This is a genomic window from Chryseobacterium cheonjiense, assembly GCF_012927265.1.
GTDB classification, from domain to species: Bacteria; Bacteroidota; Bacteroidia; order Flavobacteriales; family Weeksellaceae; genus Chryseobacterium; species Chryseobacterium cheonjiense.
Map to the genome: position 1 here is coordinate 2,243,398 of NZ_JABBGF010000001.1, position 18,368 is coordinate 2,261,765.

Below are 18,368 nucleotides of genomic sequence, written 5' to 3' on the forward strand. Positions count from 1 at the left end.
TTATAAATCTAAATTTGTGATCACAACTGAAATCGGATTAGGTGGTGTAGAATCAAATTCTATGGCTACACTTGTATCATCAATCGGCTTTATTCTTCCGTAAATTTTATAAGAAGTAACTGTATCACGCATCGTAATACCAACATTCAGAGTGCCTAGGTTGTGTACGATCGTTGAAGTTCCTGAAATATTGGTAGCGTAAGTTTTTGCAACATTAGTTCCGGCTGTTACCAATCCTTTGGCGTTTACGGTAACCTGGCTGTATGTTCCTGCTGCTACTCCTGTCGGAGCTAATGTGAGTGCTGAAGTTGCGTTTGCCGAACCATCAAAGGCAATGCTCCAGGTTGCGTCACCTGATGCGGAGATTGTTCTCGGTGTGGTTAATTTTGCAGCTGATCCGGTGGTATTGATTGCTGCGGTTCCTGTAAGCAATGTCGCAGGAACAGCAGTAACAGGTATTGCAACGTTTCCGGAACCATCAATAGTTTGTGCTGTTGCAGTCACTCCTGAAAGTGTAATGGTCCTTGCTGCTGTCCATTTTGTAGCGGAAAGAACACTTTTCGCTGCGTCAGCCGTATTATCAACGTTAGCCAAGCCTACATGAGACTTGTTTAAAACGACAACACCCGTTAATCCATTTACCGAATCTACAGCTCCTGAGGTGATGTAAACGAATGTTGTTCCGGTCCAACGGTATGTTTTGTTGGTGTCAAGAGATACATAGATTTTACCTGTTTCCCCGCTGATAAGGTTGGTATAGGCTGCTTCTTTATAGAATTTCCCATCGGCAACCTTATAATATCCCTCTAAAACATCATCTACGTAAGAAGGTAGCTGAGACGCAGGAACCAGGCCAGATCCATCAAGGCTGGCAACGCCATTTGCTGCACCTTTCTGAGATACAGGGATATAATTAGCCAAATCCGTAATGGTTGGTACAGATCCCAAAGAAACCGTTATTCCGCTGGCGGTCTGGGTAATTCCCGTAACCACATTCCCGGTTCCTGAAGTTGTAACCGGCAAAGAAAATGTAGTTCCGGTAAGGGTCAAGCCATTACCTGCCGCATACGTTGTATCCGTAGAATCTAATTTAATAGTGTTTCCGGATTGGCTTACAGACATGTTGGCACCCGCTGCAAGCGTAATGTCTCCGGATACTAAAGAGCCGGATGTACCTCCTTTTAAACGGGTAATGGTATCTGGTGTGGTAAAGGATCTGTTTGCGGAAAGATCATAGCTCGTTCCGTTAATGGTTAAAGTTCTTGTTTTCGGTACATAGTCTGACGGGGTGAAGTTTCCGTCATGCCAGAAAGAACTCAATACTTTTGTACCGCCACCGGCTGTTAAAATATCACTGTCAGTTTTTCCTTCTATTTTATATCCGACAGAACTTCGATAATAAGCATATTTAATATCCATAAAATTATATTTTTTTTATTGTTAACTGAATTATATTTGGGGGTAATGAATCAAATAGTACATCAACTGTATTGCTGTCTATTCTTTTTACTTTAAGGGGAACGGTAAACATGGTTACGGTGTCATAGGCATCCACTACAAAATTTAAGGTATCAAGATCATGTTTTATTCTGGAATCTCCTCTTACCTTTTCTTCATGCCTGATTTTTCCTGAACCGACTGCATTTTCGATCTGCTGAATTTTATTATACACCAAACTGTTAAACTGACTTTGATAAGTGACCGCGCCCCAGTTTGAATAACTGCCTACAAGGCTGATTGTATCATCCGAACCGCTTCCGGCAATACGATCGGCAAGCAGCTCTATCTGTGTTCTGTTTTCTTTAGTATAGTTTATGATTTCCTGAAATTTATCAAGATTCGGATCATCAGAGCTCAGAATGTTATTAATCTGATCAACATGTGCAAGCAAAGCATCATTCTGAGTCTGGAAGACATTTAAAATCCCCTCAATCTGTGCTTTTGTATAGACATTTCCGGTGTCATCATCGCCGTCTATGGTAGCTGCTAAATTGATTTTTAATTTTTCTTTCCATTCATTAATGTTGGCTTCAGTGAGGTTGGAGGCGTTGAGTTTTGCCAATACTGAATTATGGGCATTTTCATCTTCCTGGTGACTGGTAAAAACTGCTATGGGCAGCGTATTCTGAAAAGCGTCCTGTAAACCCGTTACTTCATTCATCCTGATTCTTTCATCGGTATGACGGAATGAGGAAAAAGTTTGCTTAAATTGATATTCCGTAGGAAAATCACCCTTTTCAAACCAGCTGAATATTGTCGTTAATGGTACTGCCATGATGATCGGAAATTAGGTTTGAGTTTTTCTTTTATCACAAATTTTTGTTTTTGGTTACATTCATGTCTACATTTTTTCATTGGCTTTAATTTTCTTTTTAAGTGATTTTACAAACTCGCTGAGTTAATTCCCTTCGTTAGCTTTTGGCTTTGACCGGGAAAAGTATAGAAGTCTTATTTAGAGAAAAACAAATCGGCTTCTGTTTTTCTTCGCCTTACCAAACCATTTAATACTTTACCGCCTGCGGTAATATATCTTGTGGTAAGCCAGTCTTTAATAGCTTCCGGACTTGCTTTTTTATTGATCAAAGAAAATAGGGTATCAGACCCTCCTGTATTATAAGTATGGGATACAAGCGCATCGAATTGATTTTGGGTAAGAGCAATGTTAATTTTACTGTTCACGATTTTCTCGTACGCCGGTAAAACTGATGAAAATAGTTCTACTCCCCTTTCTCTGCTGATTGCAGGGTCTTTCATGGTTACTCTTTTACCACCGGGATAATACGTGTTTCCATAGCCGATCGTAGGAATCCCTGCAGAATCCAGATAAGGCCTGGGACTGAAACCTTCAAATAATAAAATTAAATTGATTCCATTTTGTGATGTTTTCATTTCTTAAAATATTTATAAGTGAAAAAAAGAAGTATCAAAGTAACGCCCATGATGGCCAGGAAAATCCAGGCTGCGATTTCAAAGCCTGTTACTTTTATTTTTTTTGTTTCCTGAGAAATTACCGATTTCTTCTGCCTGTCTGTTTCTTTTGAAAGCGCATGTAGAGCCTTCTCCTGAAAAGTATTTGTAAATTTTTCTTTTATATTTTCTGTTTTTTTACGGGATGTTTTCACATAATGATTGCTGATAGTATATTCCGCGTTTCCCAGAATGGAAATACTCTGGAGGGTATCTTTTCCTATAATATTGTGATAAACAAGGGGATTGGAATTATCAGATTTTCCCGTAATTGAAATGTTTCCCGATATTTCATCGGTTTTTTCGGTGGATAAAAGATCTGCAGAAGTATTCTGAACAGTTTCTGAATGTCGTAAGCCTAAGGAATCAGCTTTTACTTTTTCAGTTTCGTGCGTATTTTCACGGGAAACGGTTGTAACTTTATGTTTGCTTCTGCAGCAGCCAAGTATAAGGCTACTGAAGATTATCAGCAGCAGAATTTTTGTTTTCATAGGCTTTAATTTTTAGTAATTAATTGTTTGTGAGCTATAGTTGATGGTTTTACTGAAACCGAATTGAATTTAAGTTTGTTTTAATTTAGATTAAGATAACCAGATTAGGTTCTCGATACATTTTTCTTCATTTTATTTCGAAAACACCCGAACTGACGTTGTTGTTCTACGGGAAAATTTTATCTTCTTTTGCGTATTCTTTCCGGATGCTTTCCAGCAGCATCTCCAGGCTCACTTTGTAATCAGGATCTTTTAAAGCAATTGTTTTTAAGCTTACATCCTGGATTACGTTCATGATATTAGATCCTGTAAGTTCGTATTTCCTGGCGATCTGTTCAAGATCAATATCCTGAAGCTGTAACTGTTCGGGCAGGTTGTGCTGCCAGATGCGCAGACGCTCTTCGTGCTTGGGATTACTGAATTTTATACAGCTGTGAAAACGCCTTGTAAACGCTTTATCCATATTATTCTTAAAATTGGACGCCAGAATAATAAGGCCTGAGAATGTTTCTATCCGCTGTAACAGATAAGAAACTTCCTGATTGGCATATTTATCATGAGCATCCCGTACATTGGTCCGTTTTCCGAAGATAGCATCCGCCTCATCGAAAAATAAGATCCAGTTTTTATTTTCTGCCTTATCAAAAAGTTTAGCCAGCTGCTTTTCGGTTTCCCCTATGTATTTTGAAACCAGCATCGAAACATCTACTCTGAATACAGGCCGTTTTGTATATTTTCCCAACAGGCTTGCTGCAAGTGTTTTTCCCGTTCCCGGATCTCCGTAAAACAGTACCCTGAAACCGGGCTTCAGTTTTTTCTGCATGTCCCATTCTTCCATCAGAATCCTGCTGCTGCTGTACCATGATTCAATACTCTGAAGTTCATCCAGCGTATTCTGAGGGAGAATAAGATCTGCCCATGAGCGACGGGTGTGAATTTGCTCTGCAGGAAAATCATTGCTCATTTTAGGCAGTAATTCTGATCCGAAAATAATCATATTAAATGTTTCCTGCGGAACAGTTATCTGGACGTTCATCAATGCTTGGTTCTGTCCTGAACCGGGAAGCATAATCATCTCATTCCTTACCAATACAGAATCTGAAGAGAAATAATCCAGTGCGTTCAGTCTGTCTGCAATGCTGTCGCCACCTAAAATATACTGTACCGTCTGAACGGTAGGAAAAAAAAGTCTTCCATTGTCATTGACCGAACAAAAATCGAACAGCGCACTGTTGGGAAACTCCAGATAGATACGCTTCAGCAATGCCGGTTCCAATGCCGGTAATAAAGCCATTAAAAGAATAATAACTTCCTGATGGGCAAGCTTTTTTTCTGAAATGTAATTTCCCAGCTGAGACCCTTGATGGTCACCTATTATAAATTCAGGTGCTCCCGTGTTAAAATCTTCGGAAGAATTATTAATACGCCAGGTAATAACATTTTCCAAATGCGTAAATAGTTTTTGTATTTGTTCTGCCTTCATTGGTTATAGTCTTTTATTTTAATCAGGACTGATTTTGCTGATTGCTGAAATAATTGTTTATTGTAATTGTTAGATCTTTAATGTAGAATGGATGAATGTGCGTATTCATTTGATCAGTGTAAAGAAATGTAACTCATATTGAAAAGTCTTACCGAAACTGCCACAGCAGTTATTTTCGAAAGTCTTCTCTTTTACTGGAATTCCTACTTTTTATCATCAATTCCGTTTTTCATGAAATATCTGCTCCTGAAAGACAATAAAAAGATCTGATGACCGGTTATTATGGATTTTGGACGAGATTCTGATATCTGCATATCAAAAAATTCCAATATTTCAGGGTAAAAAGGCTTCCTGCTACAGAGTATCTTACTCGGTTGTTAAAATATCTTGTGATCCATCTTCTGATGTTACATTGTATTCTCTGGTTTAGCATCCTAAACCTCAGCCGAAAAGCAGCTCACCAATGAGTATGAATAATTGTTGTAATACTCAGTCTTCATGGTTATTGTTTTTATGTTTTACATTTCTTTTACTGATATTTTTTCTGCATCTTACAGTATTAATGAAATTTATTTATCGAAACAAGTAAAGGGTTTATATGCTCTTACATTAATTATCTAAAAAGAGCAATGTTTTTAAGATTAAAAAGTAACCTCAGCCGGAAAGCAACTCCCATAAGAGAATCTTACCCAACTGCCGTGAGTGACAGTTGTTTTTAAAAAAGCTTCTCACAATACGAAATTCCTACTTTTAAAGAATCAATCTTACTTCTGAAAGAAATAAGAGATTTTGCAATCTTTTATTTTATTCCGATAAGATTCTGATATTTACTATTACCATCAGAAAATCTCGGTATTTCAAAAGCAAAAGGCTTCCTGAGACGGAGCTTCTTACCCGGGCTGAGGTGATATTTTTGTTATTAACCAATGATATAATTAATTACATCATTTTTTTCCCGTCCTAAAATAATTTTTATCGTAACAGGATTAGACCTGAATTTTGTTCCGTTGACATCGATCTCCAAGAGCATTTGGATGAGAGAATAAGGTTTCCTGTGATGCACTGAATATCTGAATGATCCCGGTCTGTTAAAAGTGCCTGCAGGATAGAAATCCCTGTAGTTTTCACCCGGTCTGAAATAATTAATGGGATTGATATCCAAAACCATCTCGTTTGATTTGACAGGATATTCCGATTGTCTGCCCCAGGATTCTGCATCTCCGGGAAGTTCCTGGTAAAAACCGGGACTTTTCAGAAATCCGCTTTGGAGTCTTTTCTTTTGTTTATACCGTTTTATGATAATCTTCGGCTGATATTTATCAATGTCCAGTTCGCTTGATAATTTTACGTTTAAACGTTTGTAGCCAACTTCTCTTGACAAAATATGTTTATAGCCATCGATTGGTTCCGGTGCATTACCGGTATTTTCAACATTTATATGTCCTCTGTTTGTTCTCTTCCTGTCTTCAGCGATGTAGAAATGATAATTTTTTGTTTTGCAGTCTCCTGTTGGTTTTATTTCAAGTCCGAAATTAAATTCATTCAGATGGACATAATTATCTATGAATCTTCCAAACTGGCTTTGTGTTGGATATTTTCCCGTTTCAAAATAGGTTTTGAGTTCTTCTCTCTGGGTTAATTTATTTATTTCTTCCATAATATCTTAATGTTTTTTTATGCTTATGTCCTTCGTAATGTCTTTTCAGCCGTCGATTATTTATAAATGTGGTTGAGCATTAATTGTATTTTATCTGATTTTATTTAAATTGAATTTTTTAATTAAAATAATTCCCCAACCGGAAACTACCCCATATTTGAGAAGTTTACCCAACTGCCGAAGCAATTGCTTGCTGAAAGTTTCTCCGTCATTGGAATTCCTGTTTTTTAAAGAATCAATCTGCTCCTGAAAGAAAACAACAGCCTTTTGTTACGGATTACGTGTTGTTGTATTTCCCGGGGAGATTCTGACATCTGCATATCAGAAAATCCCGGTATTTCAAGAGTAAAAGGTTTCCTGTTATTGAGGATCTTACCCGGTTGAGAATTATTTTTTATAAGATGATATAATTGCTTACATTTCGCTGATTCTGCGATTCCAGATAACTTTTCATATTGTCCGGATGGCTGATAAAGCCTGTGAATTAAAGTTCAAAATTGAGGCTTTTTTTATACTTATCAAAGTTTTTTACCTTGTCTGTTCTGTAGTTGCAGTAACCTTTATTTTACAGGAAACGAAAGGTTTATCGCTTTATTTGAAAGTTCAAAGTTGAAGCTTTTTTTATTCTTATCAAAGTTTTTTGAACTGTCTGTTCTGTAGTTGCAGTACCTGGTATTTAGTCCAGGCCGAATCTATTGTTTTATTTTGCCAGATTTTCATAGTCACATTCTATTCTCACATTTCTGACGCGGTTGATTAAACCTCCTGCCATAACATTCTGGTTTTTTTGGTTTGGCAATAAATAAGCTGTCATTAAAAGAGTTCCATTATCTTCATCATAAAGCCTGCAAGCTATAGATTTATCCACTCCACGAAGATCTGCTTTATAAAAGCATGCTAAAGAGTCTCCCAGGTCATAATGATCCGTAACCATATCTTCAGAGGTATATCTATTGGACCAATAATTCCCATATAATGCATATTGAATAAGTACATCAGTCTTGTTAACCAAAGTAAAACGTGTATGTAAATTATTTATTTTCCGATCAAAATCCTGATTGCTTATCTGTATATACAGCTTTTTATTTTCCACGGTTCCCAGATCCATTCCTTCCGGAATTCCTGGCAGATTATTTCCGAACAACCTGTTGGTTGCATAGCTATCATCAATCAGGCTGTAGAGGTAATAATACCTGTTTCCTTCTAGTTTTTCTACCTGAAATTCTTTTGTTCTGACGGAGTATGGAGCCTCACCCTGAAAAAATCTTTTTTCTTCTTTGCCGGTATTGCTGACTGTAAAAATTTGTTCTTCTCCTTCTTTTGATCTTACAAGAATAGGGAACTTCCCATTTTCAATACTAATGGTACTGTAAAGAATATATCCATTATCAAGAGAGGCCAGGTTATTGGCAAGGGTTACCATTTCTTTATTGCTCTGAACACCATCTCTAATGCTTAAAAAATCGATGAGTTCTGCAAACTGATGCTCCGTTGGATATTTACCTGTTTCAAAATAGGTTTTTAATTTTTCTTTCGTGATTATTTCGTTTGTTTCCATGTATTTTAGTATTCTGTGCTGCTTGTGATTTACAGGTCAAAATTCATGTTTTTTTTGTTCCTGTAAAAGTTTTTTGCCTTGTGGATTCTGTAGTTGCAGTAGCTTTCATTTAAAAATAATTGAAAGATTATTTCTTTACCTGAAAGTTCAAAACTCAAGTTATTTTTTGTTTTTTTTAAAACTTTTTACCTTTCAGATTCTATAGTTGCAGTAATTAGGAAATGCAGGAAGCAGAAAGTTATCATTCGGACTGTCTATAACTTCAGTCCAAACTTACATCTCACTTCAGATCAAAACAACAAAGGCTCAGATTAAATCCAAGCCTTTTATTTTCAGGTAATTGTTAAAAAATTATCTTCTGCTAATCGAGATTAAAAAAGAAAAAAACGACTGCTGCCCATTCTTTTTTCACTCCTTTTGCATAGCCGATCGTGCTGTGGCTTCTGTTTTTTACCGTTCCGTCATCCTTGATGTACCCAATGGTTGAATGACTTCTGTTTTCTACTGTTCCGTCTTTTTTAAGGTACCCTACTGTAGAATGGCTTCTGTTTTCGATCGTTCCATCGCTTTTGATATAACCAATGGTTCCGTGACTTTTGTTTTCAACAGTACCGTCATTTTTAATATAGCCTACGGTGGCGTGGCTCCTGTCTTCTATAGTTCCGTCATTTTTAATATATCCTGCCGTATTGTGGCTTTCGGATTCCAGGGTCTGTGCGCTCAGTATGGAAATATTGAGTAAAAGAAAACAAATGTATAGTGCTTTTTTCATGATCTTATTTTATTTAAATATATGAAATAATACACATACTGTCTATGTTTTGAATTATAATTTTGAATTTTGAGCCAACAATTTATAATGACTGAATTTTATTAAAAATAAGAGAATTTTAAAATAATTTACATAACATTGCAAAAAAAATTCCATGAAAATTTTCAAATTAATTTCAGTTGTTATTGTAATGGTATTCTTCGGAATTACTGCAAATGCTCAGAAAAAGAAACCGGCCACTCCTTCGAAATCGGGGCCAATAGAAATGCCTGCAGACACGGAAACCCAAGGAATACCTAATGATGAGAACTTTAATAGAATGATTACAAAAGTTAATGAAGCTGTTACTTTTAAGTATGATACAAGTTACAAAAATGCGGATGTTTACGTCATGAAAAATGGTAAGGAAACGTTGATGTATAAAGTAAAATCTAATGATACGGGCGTTGATACCAAACTAAGAGCAAGAATCTATAATAAGAAAGTGTATAGTCCGGATGGCAAACAGCTTTTATTCACTTATGAAACGGAAACCGCAGCCACCAGTTTGATAAAGATGATCTTCAGCTTCCCAGAAAAGAAATCGCTTATTCTTGATTTTTCAAAAGTATATGAAAGTGACGGTTATACGATGATTAAATCAGAAACCTTTGAGAAATATCCTATTTTTTACTATTATTCATTTTATACTAACGCAAAAAGTAATTAATTTGAAAGCTGCATTTATTTGGGCAAGATTTATTTGAATATAAAGGCGAAATTTCCGGTTGGAAATTTCGCTTTTATTTTTTACAATATATCATACTCAAAAACAAACATTTTCTCTGGATCATTGGGATCTAGTTCAGCTACAAGCACTTGATTTTCGTTTAGTTTTTCCAATCCCCAATATCTGCTGTTCTCTTTAACTGGCCTTGTTCTTAGTACATTGCCTTCATAATCTAATACATACAGCATATGCTGATAACACAGCACAATTTTATCTGCCACCAAACAACCTTTTATGTTACTGTATGCTCCTGTATTATATTTATCTATTAAATTGTTATAAAAATTAACACGATCTATAGTTTCTGGTGCTTCAAACTGAATAATCATTTTTTCTTCTGACGAATCATAAATACAAATATCACTCTTTGTTTCATAATTGTGATAATGGCACAAAATCATTTCACTATCATTGGTAATGTACAAAGTATTACTAAATGCAAGATTCCTATAAACAGATCTAAAGGAAGGCATATTTTTTAAAACCAAAATGGAAGAATATTCAGTAAGTTTAAAATCTTTTAAGTTCAATAAATAAAAGCTATTTCCATCTCTAGTTTCTATAATTATATCTTCAAAGTTAAGATTTTTAAAGAGATAAGTTTTAGGGACTTTTCTATCCTCATATCGGTCTTTAAATACAATCTTGTGTATATTTAAATTACCTTCTACACAATATAAATCGGCAGTTTGTAAATCGGTAATAAATAAGCGCCCATCTTTTTCTCTAACATCGTAGTTATCCAGATTTTCTTTAAAAGTATGGTTTAACGTTTGTATAATCGAAGCATCTTCTAAACTCCATTTAATTATGTTTTTGCTTGTTATTGTGATTGAGTTTTTATTTAAAACACCTATTAATCCCTTAGTGGTATGTATCATTAGTTTTCTTTTTCGCTGTAAATTTTTTTGCAATACTAACATTCTGCATACTGCTAATAGCTTTTTTTTACAATATATCATACTCAAAAACAAACATTTTCTCCGGATCTTCCGGATCCAGCTCTGCTATCAGCACCTGATGTTCATTTAGTTTTTCCAATCCCCAATACCGGCTGTTCTCTTTAACTGGCCTTGTTTTTAGTACCTTACCTTCATAATCTAATACATACAGCATATGCTGATAACACAGCACAATTTTATCTGCTACCAAACATCCTTTTATGTTACTGTATGCTCCTGTATTATATTTATCTATTAAATTGTTATAAAAATTAACACGATCTATAGTTTGTGGTGCTTCAAACTGAATAATCATTTTTTCTTCTGACGAATCATAAATACAAATATCGCTCTTTGTTTCACCATTATGATGGTGGCACAATATCATTTCACAATCGTTAGTGGTGTATAAAATATTGTTATATCCTGTAAGATTACCATAAGTTGATCTAAAGGAAGGCATATTTTTTAAAACTAAAAGAGACGAATATTCACCAAGTTTAAAATTCTGTAAATTCAATAAGTAATAGCCACAGTTATCTGTTGTATCTATAATTATTTCCTCGAGGTTAAGGGCTTTAAAAAGATAGATTTTAGGAACTTTTCTATCCTCATATCGGTCTTTAAATACAATCTTGTGTATATTTAAATTACCTTCTACACAATATAAATCGGCAGTTTGTAAATCGGTAATAAATAAGCGCCCATCTTTTTCTCTAACATCGTAGTTATCCAGATTTTCTTTAAAAGAATAATTTATTTCTTTTACAATTACGTCCTCTTTCAAACTCCAGTTAATTATGTCTTTGCTTGTTATTGTGATTGGATTTTTATTTAAAACACCTATTAATCCCTTAATGGTATGTATCATTAGTTTTCTTTTTCGCTGTAATTTTTTTTTGCAATACAACATTCTGCATACTGGTAATAGCTTTTTTTACAATATATCATACTCAAAAACAAACATTTTTTCCGGATCTTCCGGATCCAGCTCTGCTACAAGCACCTGATGTTCATTTAGTTTTTCCAATCCCCAATACCGGCTGTTCTCTTTAACTGGCCTTGTTTTTAGTACCTTACCATCATAATCTAATACATACAGCATATGCTGATAACACAGCACAATTTTATCTCTTATTAAACAGCCTTTTACGTTGCTATAAGTTTTGGTGTTGTATTCATTAGTCAAATTAGTAAAAAAATTGATACAAGCTATGGGTTCTGGCGCTTCAAATTGGATAATCTTTTTTTCTTCTGCTGTTATATATATCCCTATTTCGCTTTTTGTTCCATCGTAATGATAGTGGTATAATATCTCCTCGCTATCATTAGCAGAATATAAGATATTGTAGGATATAAATAAAGTGTCACTATCCATTATTGAAAAAGGTCTCATGTACTTTGAAACTAAAATAGATAAATATTTGGTAAGTTGATAATTTTTTAAATTTAATAAGTAATAACCATAACTATCTCTTGTATTTATAATTAAATCTTCAAAGTTTAGATTTTTAAAAAGATAGTTGGTTCTCAGCTTTCTATCTTCATACCGGTCTTCAAACACAATAGTTTTTATATTGAAATCATCTTCTAAACAGTACAAATCTGAAGTTTGTAAATCGGTAATAAATAAGCGTCCATCTTTTTCTTTAACATCATAGTTATACAGATTTTCTTCAAAAGTATGGTTTAACGTTTGTATAATCGAAGCATCTTCTAAACTCCATTTAATTATATTTTTGCTTGTTATTGTGATTGAGTTTTTATTTAAAACACCTATTAATCCCTTAGTGGTATGTATCATTAGTTTTCTTTTTCGCTGTAAATTTTTGCAATACAACATTCTGCATACTGCTAATAGCTTTTTTTGAAAAGCGAAATTTCAAACTCAAAATTTCACTCTATATTATTACAAGTTTTTCAAATATTCAAAATTTTCTAATTTTTCATTATATCCTACTTTTAATAAGTCATCTTTTATACTTTTTAATAATTTATGCCATTCAGATATAAAAACTTCCGTGTTAACAGTTATGGGGAAATTAGCTTCTCTAACATTTTGTATAAATAAATTCGTTTTTTTACTCATTAGTCCAGCAGAAATCCATTTAGGAGAAATAGTAATTGAATTTTTTTCTTTTTTAAAATTCCAATATGCAGTAAAACCGCTCGTTAAAAAACCAGTTTGAAATTCATTCTCATTTTCATTCAAATCTTTCAGCATGTATATGATATCATTATAAATACCGCTTATATCTCCTTTTTTATCTATATGAATAAGATAATCACCAAAAGTTATAACTATTTCTTCACCGTAGGTAGGGTATGTAGACCAAACAGCTTCACTTACTGAAATATCTTCACTATCTTTTATGCCTAATGCTTTTGTTACATTAAATTTTATTTTAAACATAATCTTATAATTTTTAGTATAAGGGTTCTGCTGTCTTACTATTCTTCACTTGGAAAAGGATAATCTTCTATTAGCGGCTGTTGGCGCATACATTTCGTCTACTTTCTCTTCAATACGTTGGCTTATTTCGCGAATTACCCCCAAAACCTCATTCAATAATTACAAATAACTAATAATTAAACGATTGTTCAGCTTGGAATAATTATAAAAAGCAAAACCTTTTAATGTTCGTTTTCATATTAATCTTCTATTTCAAAATTATGGTTGTCATAGTATTTCCAACGGAAAATATAATATGTCATCATATTTCCGTCTAAATGTATCAGACATGGAATAGAATCTCCTTCACCAATATCTTTATTCGTTTTAGAATCAATGCACTTTCCATCCACATAATGGAAATTCGCATAATAATTATTTATATCGGTTGAATTATAATCAAATACTTTACGTCTCTTAAATTCTTCAAATTCTTCTTTAGCTATGGGGAGAAAATCAGAATATCTATATATATAATTGAAAGAAACATCTTCTTCTGAATATAAAATTAGCTCCCAATTTGTTATTAATGGAATCAGGGCCTTTACGGACTGTAAACTTTTAGGATCTTTGAAGTATTGATTAACTATTTCTAACTCATCCGCGGTATAACCCCCCTTCTAATTTATTTAAATCTAAAGTTATTTTTCCTATTGTCATCTTAAATATTTATAGTTACAATTCCCTCTCTAATTTATCATTAATTCACTATTTGCCAAATCTAATGATATTCGTACAGAATTTTCCCTTTATACGTAGCCAAAGTAATATCAGAACCTTTAAATATGATCACTAGCTCAGGATGGTTGTAATGAGCTTTGCATCAACCTCTTTTCCAAGAATAACATCATTAATTAAATATCCGCCAATTATTTCCTCTGTTCATCAGCAAAATTCCAAAATGTTTTGTTAAGTTTATTTGTATGATTCCTATTGCCATATTATTATTTAAATTATTCCTAGATCTCCATTTTCATCAAGAATAAAAAATGTAACTATATTTTTCTCAAAACAAACCATACATGGCACATTTGAATCATAATAATCTTCTTTTCCTTCTGGATGTGTGAACTTTTTATCTTCGTATTTAAAATTCCCAAACATAGTTGAAGAATAATTTAATGTAGATGGTAACATTTCATTTTGTCGCAGCTTAACAAAAGTATTTTGAGAAATAATATTATACGGAGTCCTATATATTGCCGAATAATAAAAATCTTCTTCTGCATAATACACAAGTTCATCATCTACAAGCTCTGCTATTAATGCATTAATTGTTTCCAGAGAATGATCTCCTAAGAAATATTTATCAATTAATTTTTGTATTTCATCATAATAAAGTTCTGATTTTGGGTTATATAAATCCATTTGTATGATTCCTATTGCCATGTTATTATCTAATATTAATCCAAATATACTTTAATATATTTCGAACCAAGTTCCAAATTATTTTTATTAATAGTAATCATTGTTTCAGTAGCGTTAAAATTATTTATATGATTCTTATGCAAGTCATGTTTCATTTCTCCGGTTACTGGTTTTTTCTCTTTTTTGACTTTGCATTTCTTTTTCCTTACTATCAACCCAATTATTCTTAGTAAGTATTAATTTTTTATTTTTATTTTTCTAAACGTTATAGACAATCGTCGTTCTCGAGGAATTATAGTGTCTAACCATTTGTCATTTTTTACAGCTTTTATACCATGTTTCCAATTATACCTTGCCTCTCCCTTTAATAATAAAATACTTCGAGGATTTAACAGTAATTCATATTTTTCTTGGTCTTTTGAGAATTGCATAATACATTGAGATAATAAACTTATGGAAATTATTATATCTTCAAAACACGGTATACAATCTATATGGCTCGATATCCCTTGACCGGGTTGATATTCATTAATAATAACCTGATCAAAAGAATTTTCAAGATTAAAATCTGTTTTAATCTTTTGCTCCAATAAAACAAGCCAATCAGGTAATTTGCCGATTTTTAGATTTTGATCAATATTTTTTTTCTTATAATCATAAATATATCCATAATGCTGAACTCTTCGTTTTAAATTCGTATCCCATTTCGCATGATCTATTTCTGATAAAATTAATTTCCCTTCTTCTATACTTAAGAAGTCATCCTGATAAACAAGACCATTTATCATATTATTCTTCAACTTCAATGGTTAAAATATATCTTAAAAAGTTTGTGAAATTTTTGTAAACAGGCTTATATCCGGCTTCTAATTCATTAGATGACCATATTGAATTTTCATCTTTCTTTGTCGCGTGATACCCATAAAAAATCGTTTCATCAATATTATCAAACCTAAGATCCGCTAATAGATATATATCTGCATCATTAAGTAACGGAGATGTAAGAAGACTGGGATTTAGCCAATCATCGAAACCAAAAATCCCTATATTAAAACTATTTCCATAAATGTTACATCCTCCATATTCGCTTAAAAAGTAGAAATATGCATTATCTTGTATAAACGGGGTTTCTTTAATGATACCAACTGTTTCTTCTTCCCAAAAATTTTCTATCTTTTTATCATTTCCAGTTTCAACTTTATATTTTGCACCTATATCCTGCATAAGCTTATCTACTTCAATAATCATAAAATATTCTATTTATTTTTTAAAAATTAAAGTTACACCTTTTCCATCTCCCATTGAGCCTGCAGATCTTTTTGTGTCATTTTATGCTCATATCCTTGAAAATTTTTACTATCAAACATTTTTTTACATTCTAAAGTAAAACCAACAGCTTGTTCTTGAGGTTTCCATCTCTTCACATAATCTTCCGTTGAAAGACTTAAAATAACTTTTCCCTCTTTATTTACTAGTCTGTTTGCTTCATTGAAAAAATCTTTAAGCAACTTTTTATTATTTATCATATTACCTCTTTTCTCTTCTAAATCCATGTAATCAAAATCTTCTTCCAGTTGTAATGCTAACTCTGTTTTAGCTATTAATTTAATAAACGAATTAACTACATTAGGATCATTATTTCCCTTTAAAATTCATCGATTATTTGTTTTTGTTGATCAAAAAAATTCCAAAAAAGATTTTTCAAATCTTTTTTCAATTTACTAATTGTCATATTTATCATTGTTTTTAAATATCAACTCAAAGATATTCCGCTTTTTCATTAGCCTCAAGTTTTGCATCATTTTTGCCATCTTTATTATCATTTGTAAGCTTTATGCGATCATTCTCTAATTTGTTAAATTTATTATTTAAAGGCAATACTTTGTTCTGGTGGTGTGCTATCCCGGCATTTACACTTTCCTCTTCACTCTTTGTTTCAGCAGCTTTTTTAGCATTGCTTAAGTGGGCTTAAAACATGGTCATCTTTACTTTGCATATAGAGCTTAGCGTTCTTGCCTTCACCTTTAAAGTGAAGTGTGTGTTTAGCATTTCCTACATTTTCAAAAGTGATTTTATCATTCCACCATTCAACACCTTTACTAATTTTTCCGTGCTCTTTTGCTTTCTTATCTTTCTTGTCAGCAACCAAAATTTTGCTTAACAGTTTCCCTGCCTTACCTTTCACAAAATTCCACAACTTCACAATCGCATTCTCAATACTTTGGCGTATTTTTCGGATAACACCCAAAACCTTATCAGCCAATCCGCCAATTCCCAGTAATGAGTTTAAAAAGCCAATTAATATAGGAACTGCTTTACCCAATGCATTTTCTATGGATTCACAACGGCACTTACATTTCCGCTGGCAATGGCTTTGATTTGAATATAAAAAAGCGAAATTTCTGGTTGGAAATTTCGCTTTTTTATATTAATCTTCTATCTCAAAATTATGCCCATCGTCAGGATTCCATTCAAAAATATAATAAGTTATCATAGTACCATACGAAAACTCTATTAAACAAGGAAGAAAAAATTCTACTTCGCGTATATTTTTTCCTGTGGCAATATCTATACATTTACCCTCCTCATACCAAAAGTTGGAGTAGTAGTTTGGTGATACTTCTTTAAAAGGGTCTATTACTTTATGTTTGATGAATTCTTTCAACTGCTCTTCTGATACTGGATTATATTCGCATTCTTCATATAAAGCATAGTATGAAAATTCTTCATCCACAGATAGTGTTACTTCAGTTCGTGCTATTATTTCTATTACTTGTCTGACAGTTTCTATTTCTTTATTTCCATTTAAATACTGATGAATTACTGCTAGCTCATCATTATTTAAATGATAATATAAATCATTTAATTGAATTTCTATTTTTCCTATGATCATATTTTTATGATTTTTTTAAAATTTATAATACTCCTGGTAATTTTCCGTTAAATTCGCCTTGGGCTAATCCTATAATAATACTTCTGGTAGAAGTCCCTTCTTGTGGTATGATGCTATATGCTGCAAGTGAAGCATCAAAACCCTTAAAAAGAATTACTGGTTCCTGATGATTGTACAGCGATTGTTCACCTAAATCTTCTCCTAGTATATAGCGAGTTCTATTAAAATACAATATTACTTTATTTGCAACATCTACAATTTCACTATTTACGGTATTTATAACACTATCTCTTCTGTTATCTACATTTTCTCCTATTGTTTCTTGCATTGAATGTAATTTGATTTTAAGATTAGGGTATTCATTATTATTTAATAAGGCAGCAATACCATTCGTTATAAGTATGAGAGAGTCGTTTTCTTTGTCTTCTACCTTATCATCTAATTGTTCTGCTTTTTTAACTTCATCATTGGATGCGTTTTGCTTTTTAGCCTTATCCAATGCTTTATCTGTTTCTCTTGCATCCTGACTAGTTTCTAGATATTGGCTTTTAGCTTCAGACAATAATGCTTTTGCTCTTGCTTGTTCTTCTTTCGGCAATGCATGCATTTCACTTTCCCATTTTTTCAACCTGTCACTTACACTCATTGTTGTACTCGCCACCATTACCTCAACACTATTTCCTTTTGTAGTTATCCAAAGCTTATGTTGTTCCCCATCAGCAGAAAAGTTTATTACTGTTCCTACTTCACTATCTTCAAGCTTTTCATTATTTTTAGCCTTTTTCACACTTTTCGTCATCTTTCTTTTTTTTGCTAACACCTAACCTATTCAACAGTTTTCCAGCCTTTCCTTTCACAAAAGTCCAAAACTTGACGATTGCATTCTCAATACGCTGTCTGATTTTTCGGATAACACCCAAAACCTTATCCGCCAAGCCGCCAATTCCTAATAAAGAGGCTAAAAAGCCAATTAATACAGGAACCGCTTTACCCAATGCATTTTCTATGGACTTGGCG

22 protein-coding genes are annotated in these 18,368 nt (G+C 33.1%); 1 reads left to right on the forward strand and 21 read right to left on the reverse strand.

Going from position 1 to position 18,368, the window contains the following annotated elements:
• From HHL20_RS10060 to HHL20_RS10095, 8 genes are all read right to left on the reverse strand, one after another.
• Positions 1 to 1,419, reverse strand: coding sequence for a phage tail protein (locus tag HHL20_RS10060; protein ID WP_169230994.1), 1,419 nt, complete (start codon positions 1,417 to 1,419; stop codon positions 1 to 3).
• Positions 1,420 to 1,423: 4 nt separating this feature from the next.
• Positions 1,424 to 2,275 (reverse strand): hypothetical protein, encoded by an 852-nt coding sequence (locus tag HHL20_RS10065; protein WP_169230995.1) that lies wholly within the window; start codon positions 2,273 to 2,275, stop codon positions 1,424 to 1,426.
• A 173-nt stretch (positions 2,276 to 2,448) separates the two neighbouring features.
• Positions 2,449 to 2,889: a lysozyme gene (locus tag HHL20_RS10070; RefSeq protein ID WP_169230996.1), complete on the reverse strand. Its 441-nt coding sequence runs from the start codon at positions 2,887 to 2,889 to the stop codon at positions 2,449 to 2,451.
• Positions 2,886 to 3,458: a hypothetical protein gene (locus tag HHL20_RS10075; RefSeq protein WP_169230997.1), complete on the reverse strand. Its 573-nt coding sequence runs from the start codon at positions 3,456 to 3,458 to the stop codon at positions 2,886 to 2,888. Before HHL20_RS10075 ends, HHL20_RS10070 begins: the two co-directional genes overlap by 4 nt.
• A gap of 166 nt (positions 3,459 to 3,624) precedes the next feature.
• Positions 3,625 to 4,941: an ATP-binding protein gene (locus tag HHL20_RS10080; protein WP_169230998.1), complete on the reverse strand. Its 1,317-nt coding sequence runs from the start codon at positions 4,939 to 4,941 to the stop codon at positions 3,625 to 3,627.
• Positions 4,942 to 5,860: 919 nt separating this feature from the next.
• Positions 5,861 to 6,598 (reverse strand): hypothetical protein, encoded by a 738-nt coding sequence (locus HHL20_RS10085; RefSeq protein WP_169230999.1) that lies wholly within the window; start codon positions 6,596 to 6,598, stop codon positions 5,861 to 5,863.
• Between the two features lie 700 nt (positions 6,599 to 7,298).
• Positions 7,299 to 8,156: a hypothetical protein gene (locus HHL20_RS10090; protein WP_169231000.1), complete on the reverse strand. Its 858-nt coding sequence runs from the start codon at positions 8,154 to 8,156 to the stop codon at positions 7,299 to 7,301.
• Between the two features lie 361 nt (positions 8,157 to 8,517).
• On the reverse strand, positions 8,518 to 8,928 hold the full coding sequence (locus HHL20_RS10095) for a 5-fold beta-flower protein (RefSeq protein ID WP_169231001.1): 411 nt from the start codon (positions 8,926 to 8,928) through the stop codon (positions 8,518 to 8,520).
• A gap of 154 nt (positions 8,929 to 9,082) precedes the next feature.
• Here HHL20_RS10095 and HHL20_RS10100 point away from each other — a divergent pair, with 154 nt between their 5' ends.
• Positions 9,083 to 9,637 (forward strand): hypothetical protein, encoded by a 555-nt coding sequence (locus HHL20_RS10100; RefSeq protein WP_169231002.1) that lies wholly within the window; start codon positions 9,083 to 9,085, stop codon positions 9,635 to 9,637.
• A gap of 80 nt (positions 9,638 to 9,717) precedes the next feature.
• On the opposite strand, the gene HHL20_RS10105 is transcribed toward HHL20_RS10100, so the two are convergent.
• The 13 genes from HHL20_RS10105 to HHL20_RS10165 form a co-directional block, all read right to left on the reverse strand.
• A complete protein-coding gene (locus tag HHL20_RS10105) occupies positions 9,718 to 10,578 on the reverse strand; it encodes a hypothetical protein (protein ID WP_169231003.1) in 861 nt (286 codons plus the stop codon).
• Positions 10,579 to 10,645: 67 nt separating this feature from the next.
• On the reverse strand, positions 10,646 to 11,509 hold the full coding sequence (locus HHL20_RS10110; RefSeq protein WP_169231004.1) for a hypothetical protein: 864 nt from the start codon (positions 11,507 to 11,509) through the stop codon (positions 10,646 to 10,648).
• A gap of 66 nt (positions 11,510 to 11,575) precedes the next feature.
• The gene (locus tag HHL20_RS10115; RefSeq protein ID WP_169231005.1) at positions 11,576 to 12,442 is read right to left on the reverse strand and encodes a hypothetical protein; all 867 of its coding nucleotides are present in this window, start codon (positions 12,440 to 12,442) and stop codon (positions 11,576 to 11,578) included.
• 105 nt (positions 12,443 to 12,547) lie between these two features.
• Positions 12,548 to 13,051 (reverse strand): hypothetical protein, encoded by a 504-nt coding sequence (locus tag HHL20_RS10120; protein ID WP_169231006.1) that lies wholly within the window; start codon positions 13,049 to 13,051, stop codon positions 12,548 to 12,550.
• 239 nt (positions 13,052 to 13,290) lie between these two features.
• A complete protein-coding gene (locus tag HHL20_RS10125) occupies positions 13,291 to 13,443 on the reverse strand; it encodes a hypothetical protein (RefSeq protein WP_169231007.1) in 153 nt (50 codons plus the stop codon).
• 595 nt (positions 13,444 to 14,038) lie between these two features.
• Entirely contained in the window at positions 14,039 to 14,479 is a 441-nt protein-coding gene (locus HHL20_RS10130; RefSeq protein WP_169231008.1) for a hypothetical protein, read from the reverse strand.
• 215 nt (positions 14,480 to 14,694) lie between these two features.
• Positions 14,695 to 15,246: an alpha-ketoglutarate-dependent dioxygenase AlkB gene (locus HHL20_RS10135; RefSeq protein WP_169231166.1), complete on the reverse strand. Its 552-nt coding sequence runs from the start codon at positions 15,244 to 15,246 to the stop codon at positions 14,695 to 14,697.
• A 1-nt stretch (position 15,247) separates the two neighbouring features.
• Positions 15,248 to 15,706, reverse strand: a complete 459-nt coding sequence (locus tag HHL20_RS10140) for a hypothetical protein (RefSeq protein WP_169231009.1) — start codon at positions 15,704 to 15,706, stop codon at positions 15,248 to 15,250.
• Between the two features lie 32 nt (positions 15,707 to 15,738).
• Positions 15,739 to 16,011, reverse strand: a complete 273-nt coding sequence (locus HHL20_RS10145) for a Rossmann-like fold-containing protein (protein WP_169231010.1) — start codon at positions 16,009 to 16,011, stop codon at positions 15,739 to 15,741.
• Between the two features lie 395 nt (positions 16,012 to 16,406).
• Entirely contained in the window at positions 16,407 to 16,781 is a 375-nt protein-coding gene (locus HHL20_RS10150) for a hypothetical protein (protein ID WP_169231011.1), read from the reverse strand.
• 105 nt (positions 16,782 to 16,886) lie between these two features.
• On the reverse strand, positions 16,887 to 17,351 hold the full coding sequence (locus tag HHL20_RS10155) for a hypothetical protein (RefSeq protein ID WP_169231012.1): 465 nt from the start codon (positions 17,349 to 17,351) through the stop codon (positions 16,887 to 16,889).
• Positions 17,352 to 17,373: 22 nt separating this feature from the next.
• Positions 17,374 to 18,150, reverse strand: coding sequence for a hypothetical protein (locus tag HHL20_RS10160; protein ID WP_169231013.1), 777 nt, complete (start codon positions 18,148 to 18,150; stop codon positions 17,374 to 17,376).
• Complete coding sequence (locus HHL20_RS10165) at positions 18,125 to 18,346, reverse strand: hypothetical protein (RefSeq protein WP_169231014.1); 222 nt, start codon at positions 18,344 to 18,346, stop codon at positions 18,125 to 18,127. The genes HHL20_RS10160 and HHL20_RS10165 overlap by 26 nt, the downstream gene beginning before the upstream one ends.
• Positions 18,347 to 18,368: the final 22 nt, after the last annotated feature.

Bases quoted from the DNA above. Each gene is read 5' to 3' on its own strand.
- HHL20_RS10060 (WP_169230994.1), bottom strand. From the start codon at position 1,419: ATGGATATTAAATATGCTTATTATCGAAGTTCTGTCGGATATAAAATA.
- HHL20_RS10065 (WP_169230995.1), bottom strand. From the start codon at position 2,275: ATGGCAGTACCATTAACGACAATATTCAGCTGGTTTGAAAAGGGTGAT.
- HHL20_RS10070 (WP_169230996.1), bottom strand. From the start codon at position 2,889: ATGAAAACATCACAAAATGGAATCAATTTAATTTTATTATTTGAAGGT.
- HHL20_RS10075 (WP_169230997.1), bottom strand. From the start codon at position 3,458: ATGAAAACAAAAATTCTGCTGCTGATAATCTTCAGTAGCCTTATACTT.
- HHL20_RS10080 (WP_169230998.1), bottom strand. From the start codon at position 4,941: ATGAAGGCAGAACAAATACAAAAACTATTTACGCATTTGGAAAATGTT.
- HHL20_RS10085 (WP_169230999.1), bottom strand. From the start codon at position 6,598: ATGGAAGAAATAAATAAATTAACCCAGAGAGAAGAACTCAAAACCTAT.
- HHL20_RS10090 (WP_169231000.1), bottom strand. From the start codon at position 8,156: ATGGAAACAAACGAAATAATCACGAAAGAAAAATTAAAAACCTATTTT.
- HHL20_RS10095 (WP_169231001.1), bottom strand. From the start codon at position 8,928: ATGAAAAAAGCACTATACATTTGTTTTCTTTTACTCAATATTTCCATA.
- HHL20_RS10100 (WP_169231002.1), top strand. From the start codon at position 9,083: ATGAAAATTTTCAAATTAATTTCAGTTGTTATTGTAATGGTATTCTTC.
- HHL20_RS10105 (WP_169231003.1), bottom strand. From the start codon at position 10,578: ATGATACATACCACTAAGGGATTAATAGGTGTTTTAAATAAAAACTCA.
- HHL20_RS10110 (WP_169231004.1), bottom strand. From the start codon at position 11,509: ATGATACATACCATTAAGGGATTAATAGGTGTTTTAAATAAAAATCCA.
- HHL20_RS10115 (WP_169231005.1), bottom strand. From the start codon at position 12,442: ATGATACATACCACTAAGGGATTAATAGGTGTTTTAAATAAAAACTCA.
- HHL20_RS10120 (WP_169231006.1), bottom strand. From the start codon at position 13,051: ATGTTTAAAATAAAATTTAATGTAACAAAAGCATTAGGCATAAAAGAT.
- HHL20_RS10130 (WP_169231008.1), bottom strand. From the start codon at position 14,479: ATGGCAATAGGAATCATACAAATGGATTTATATAACCCAAAATCAGAA.
- HHL20_RS10135 (WP_169231166.1), bottom strand. From the start codon at position 15,246: ATGATAAATGGTCTTGTTTATCAGGATGACTTCTTAAGTATAGAAGAA.
- HHL20_RS10140 (WP_169231009.1), bottom strand. From the start codon at position 15,706: ATGATTATTGAAGTAGATAAGCTTATGCAGGATATAGGTGCAAAATAT.
- HHL20_RS10145 (WP_169231010.1), bottom strand. From the start codon at position 16,011: ATGGATTTAGAAGAGAAAAGAGGTAATATGATAAATAATAAAAAGTTG.
- HHL20_RS10155 (WP_169231012.1), bottom strand. From the start codon at position 17,351: ATGATCATAGGAAAAATAGAAATTCAATTAAATGATTTATATTATCAT.
- HHL20_RS10160 (WP_169231013.1), bottom strand. From the start codon at position 18,150: ATGACGAAAAGTGTGAAAAAGGCTAAAAATAATGAAAAGCTTGAAGAT.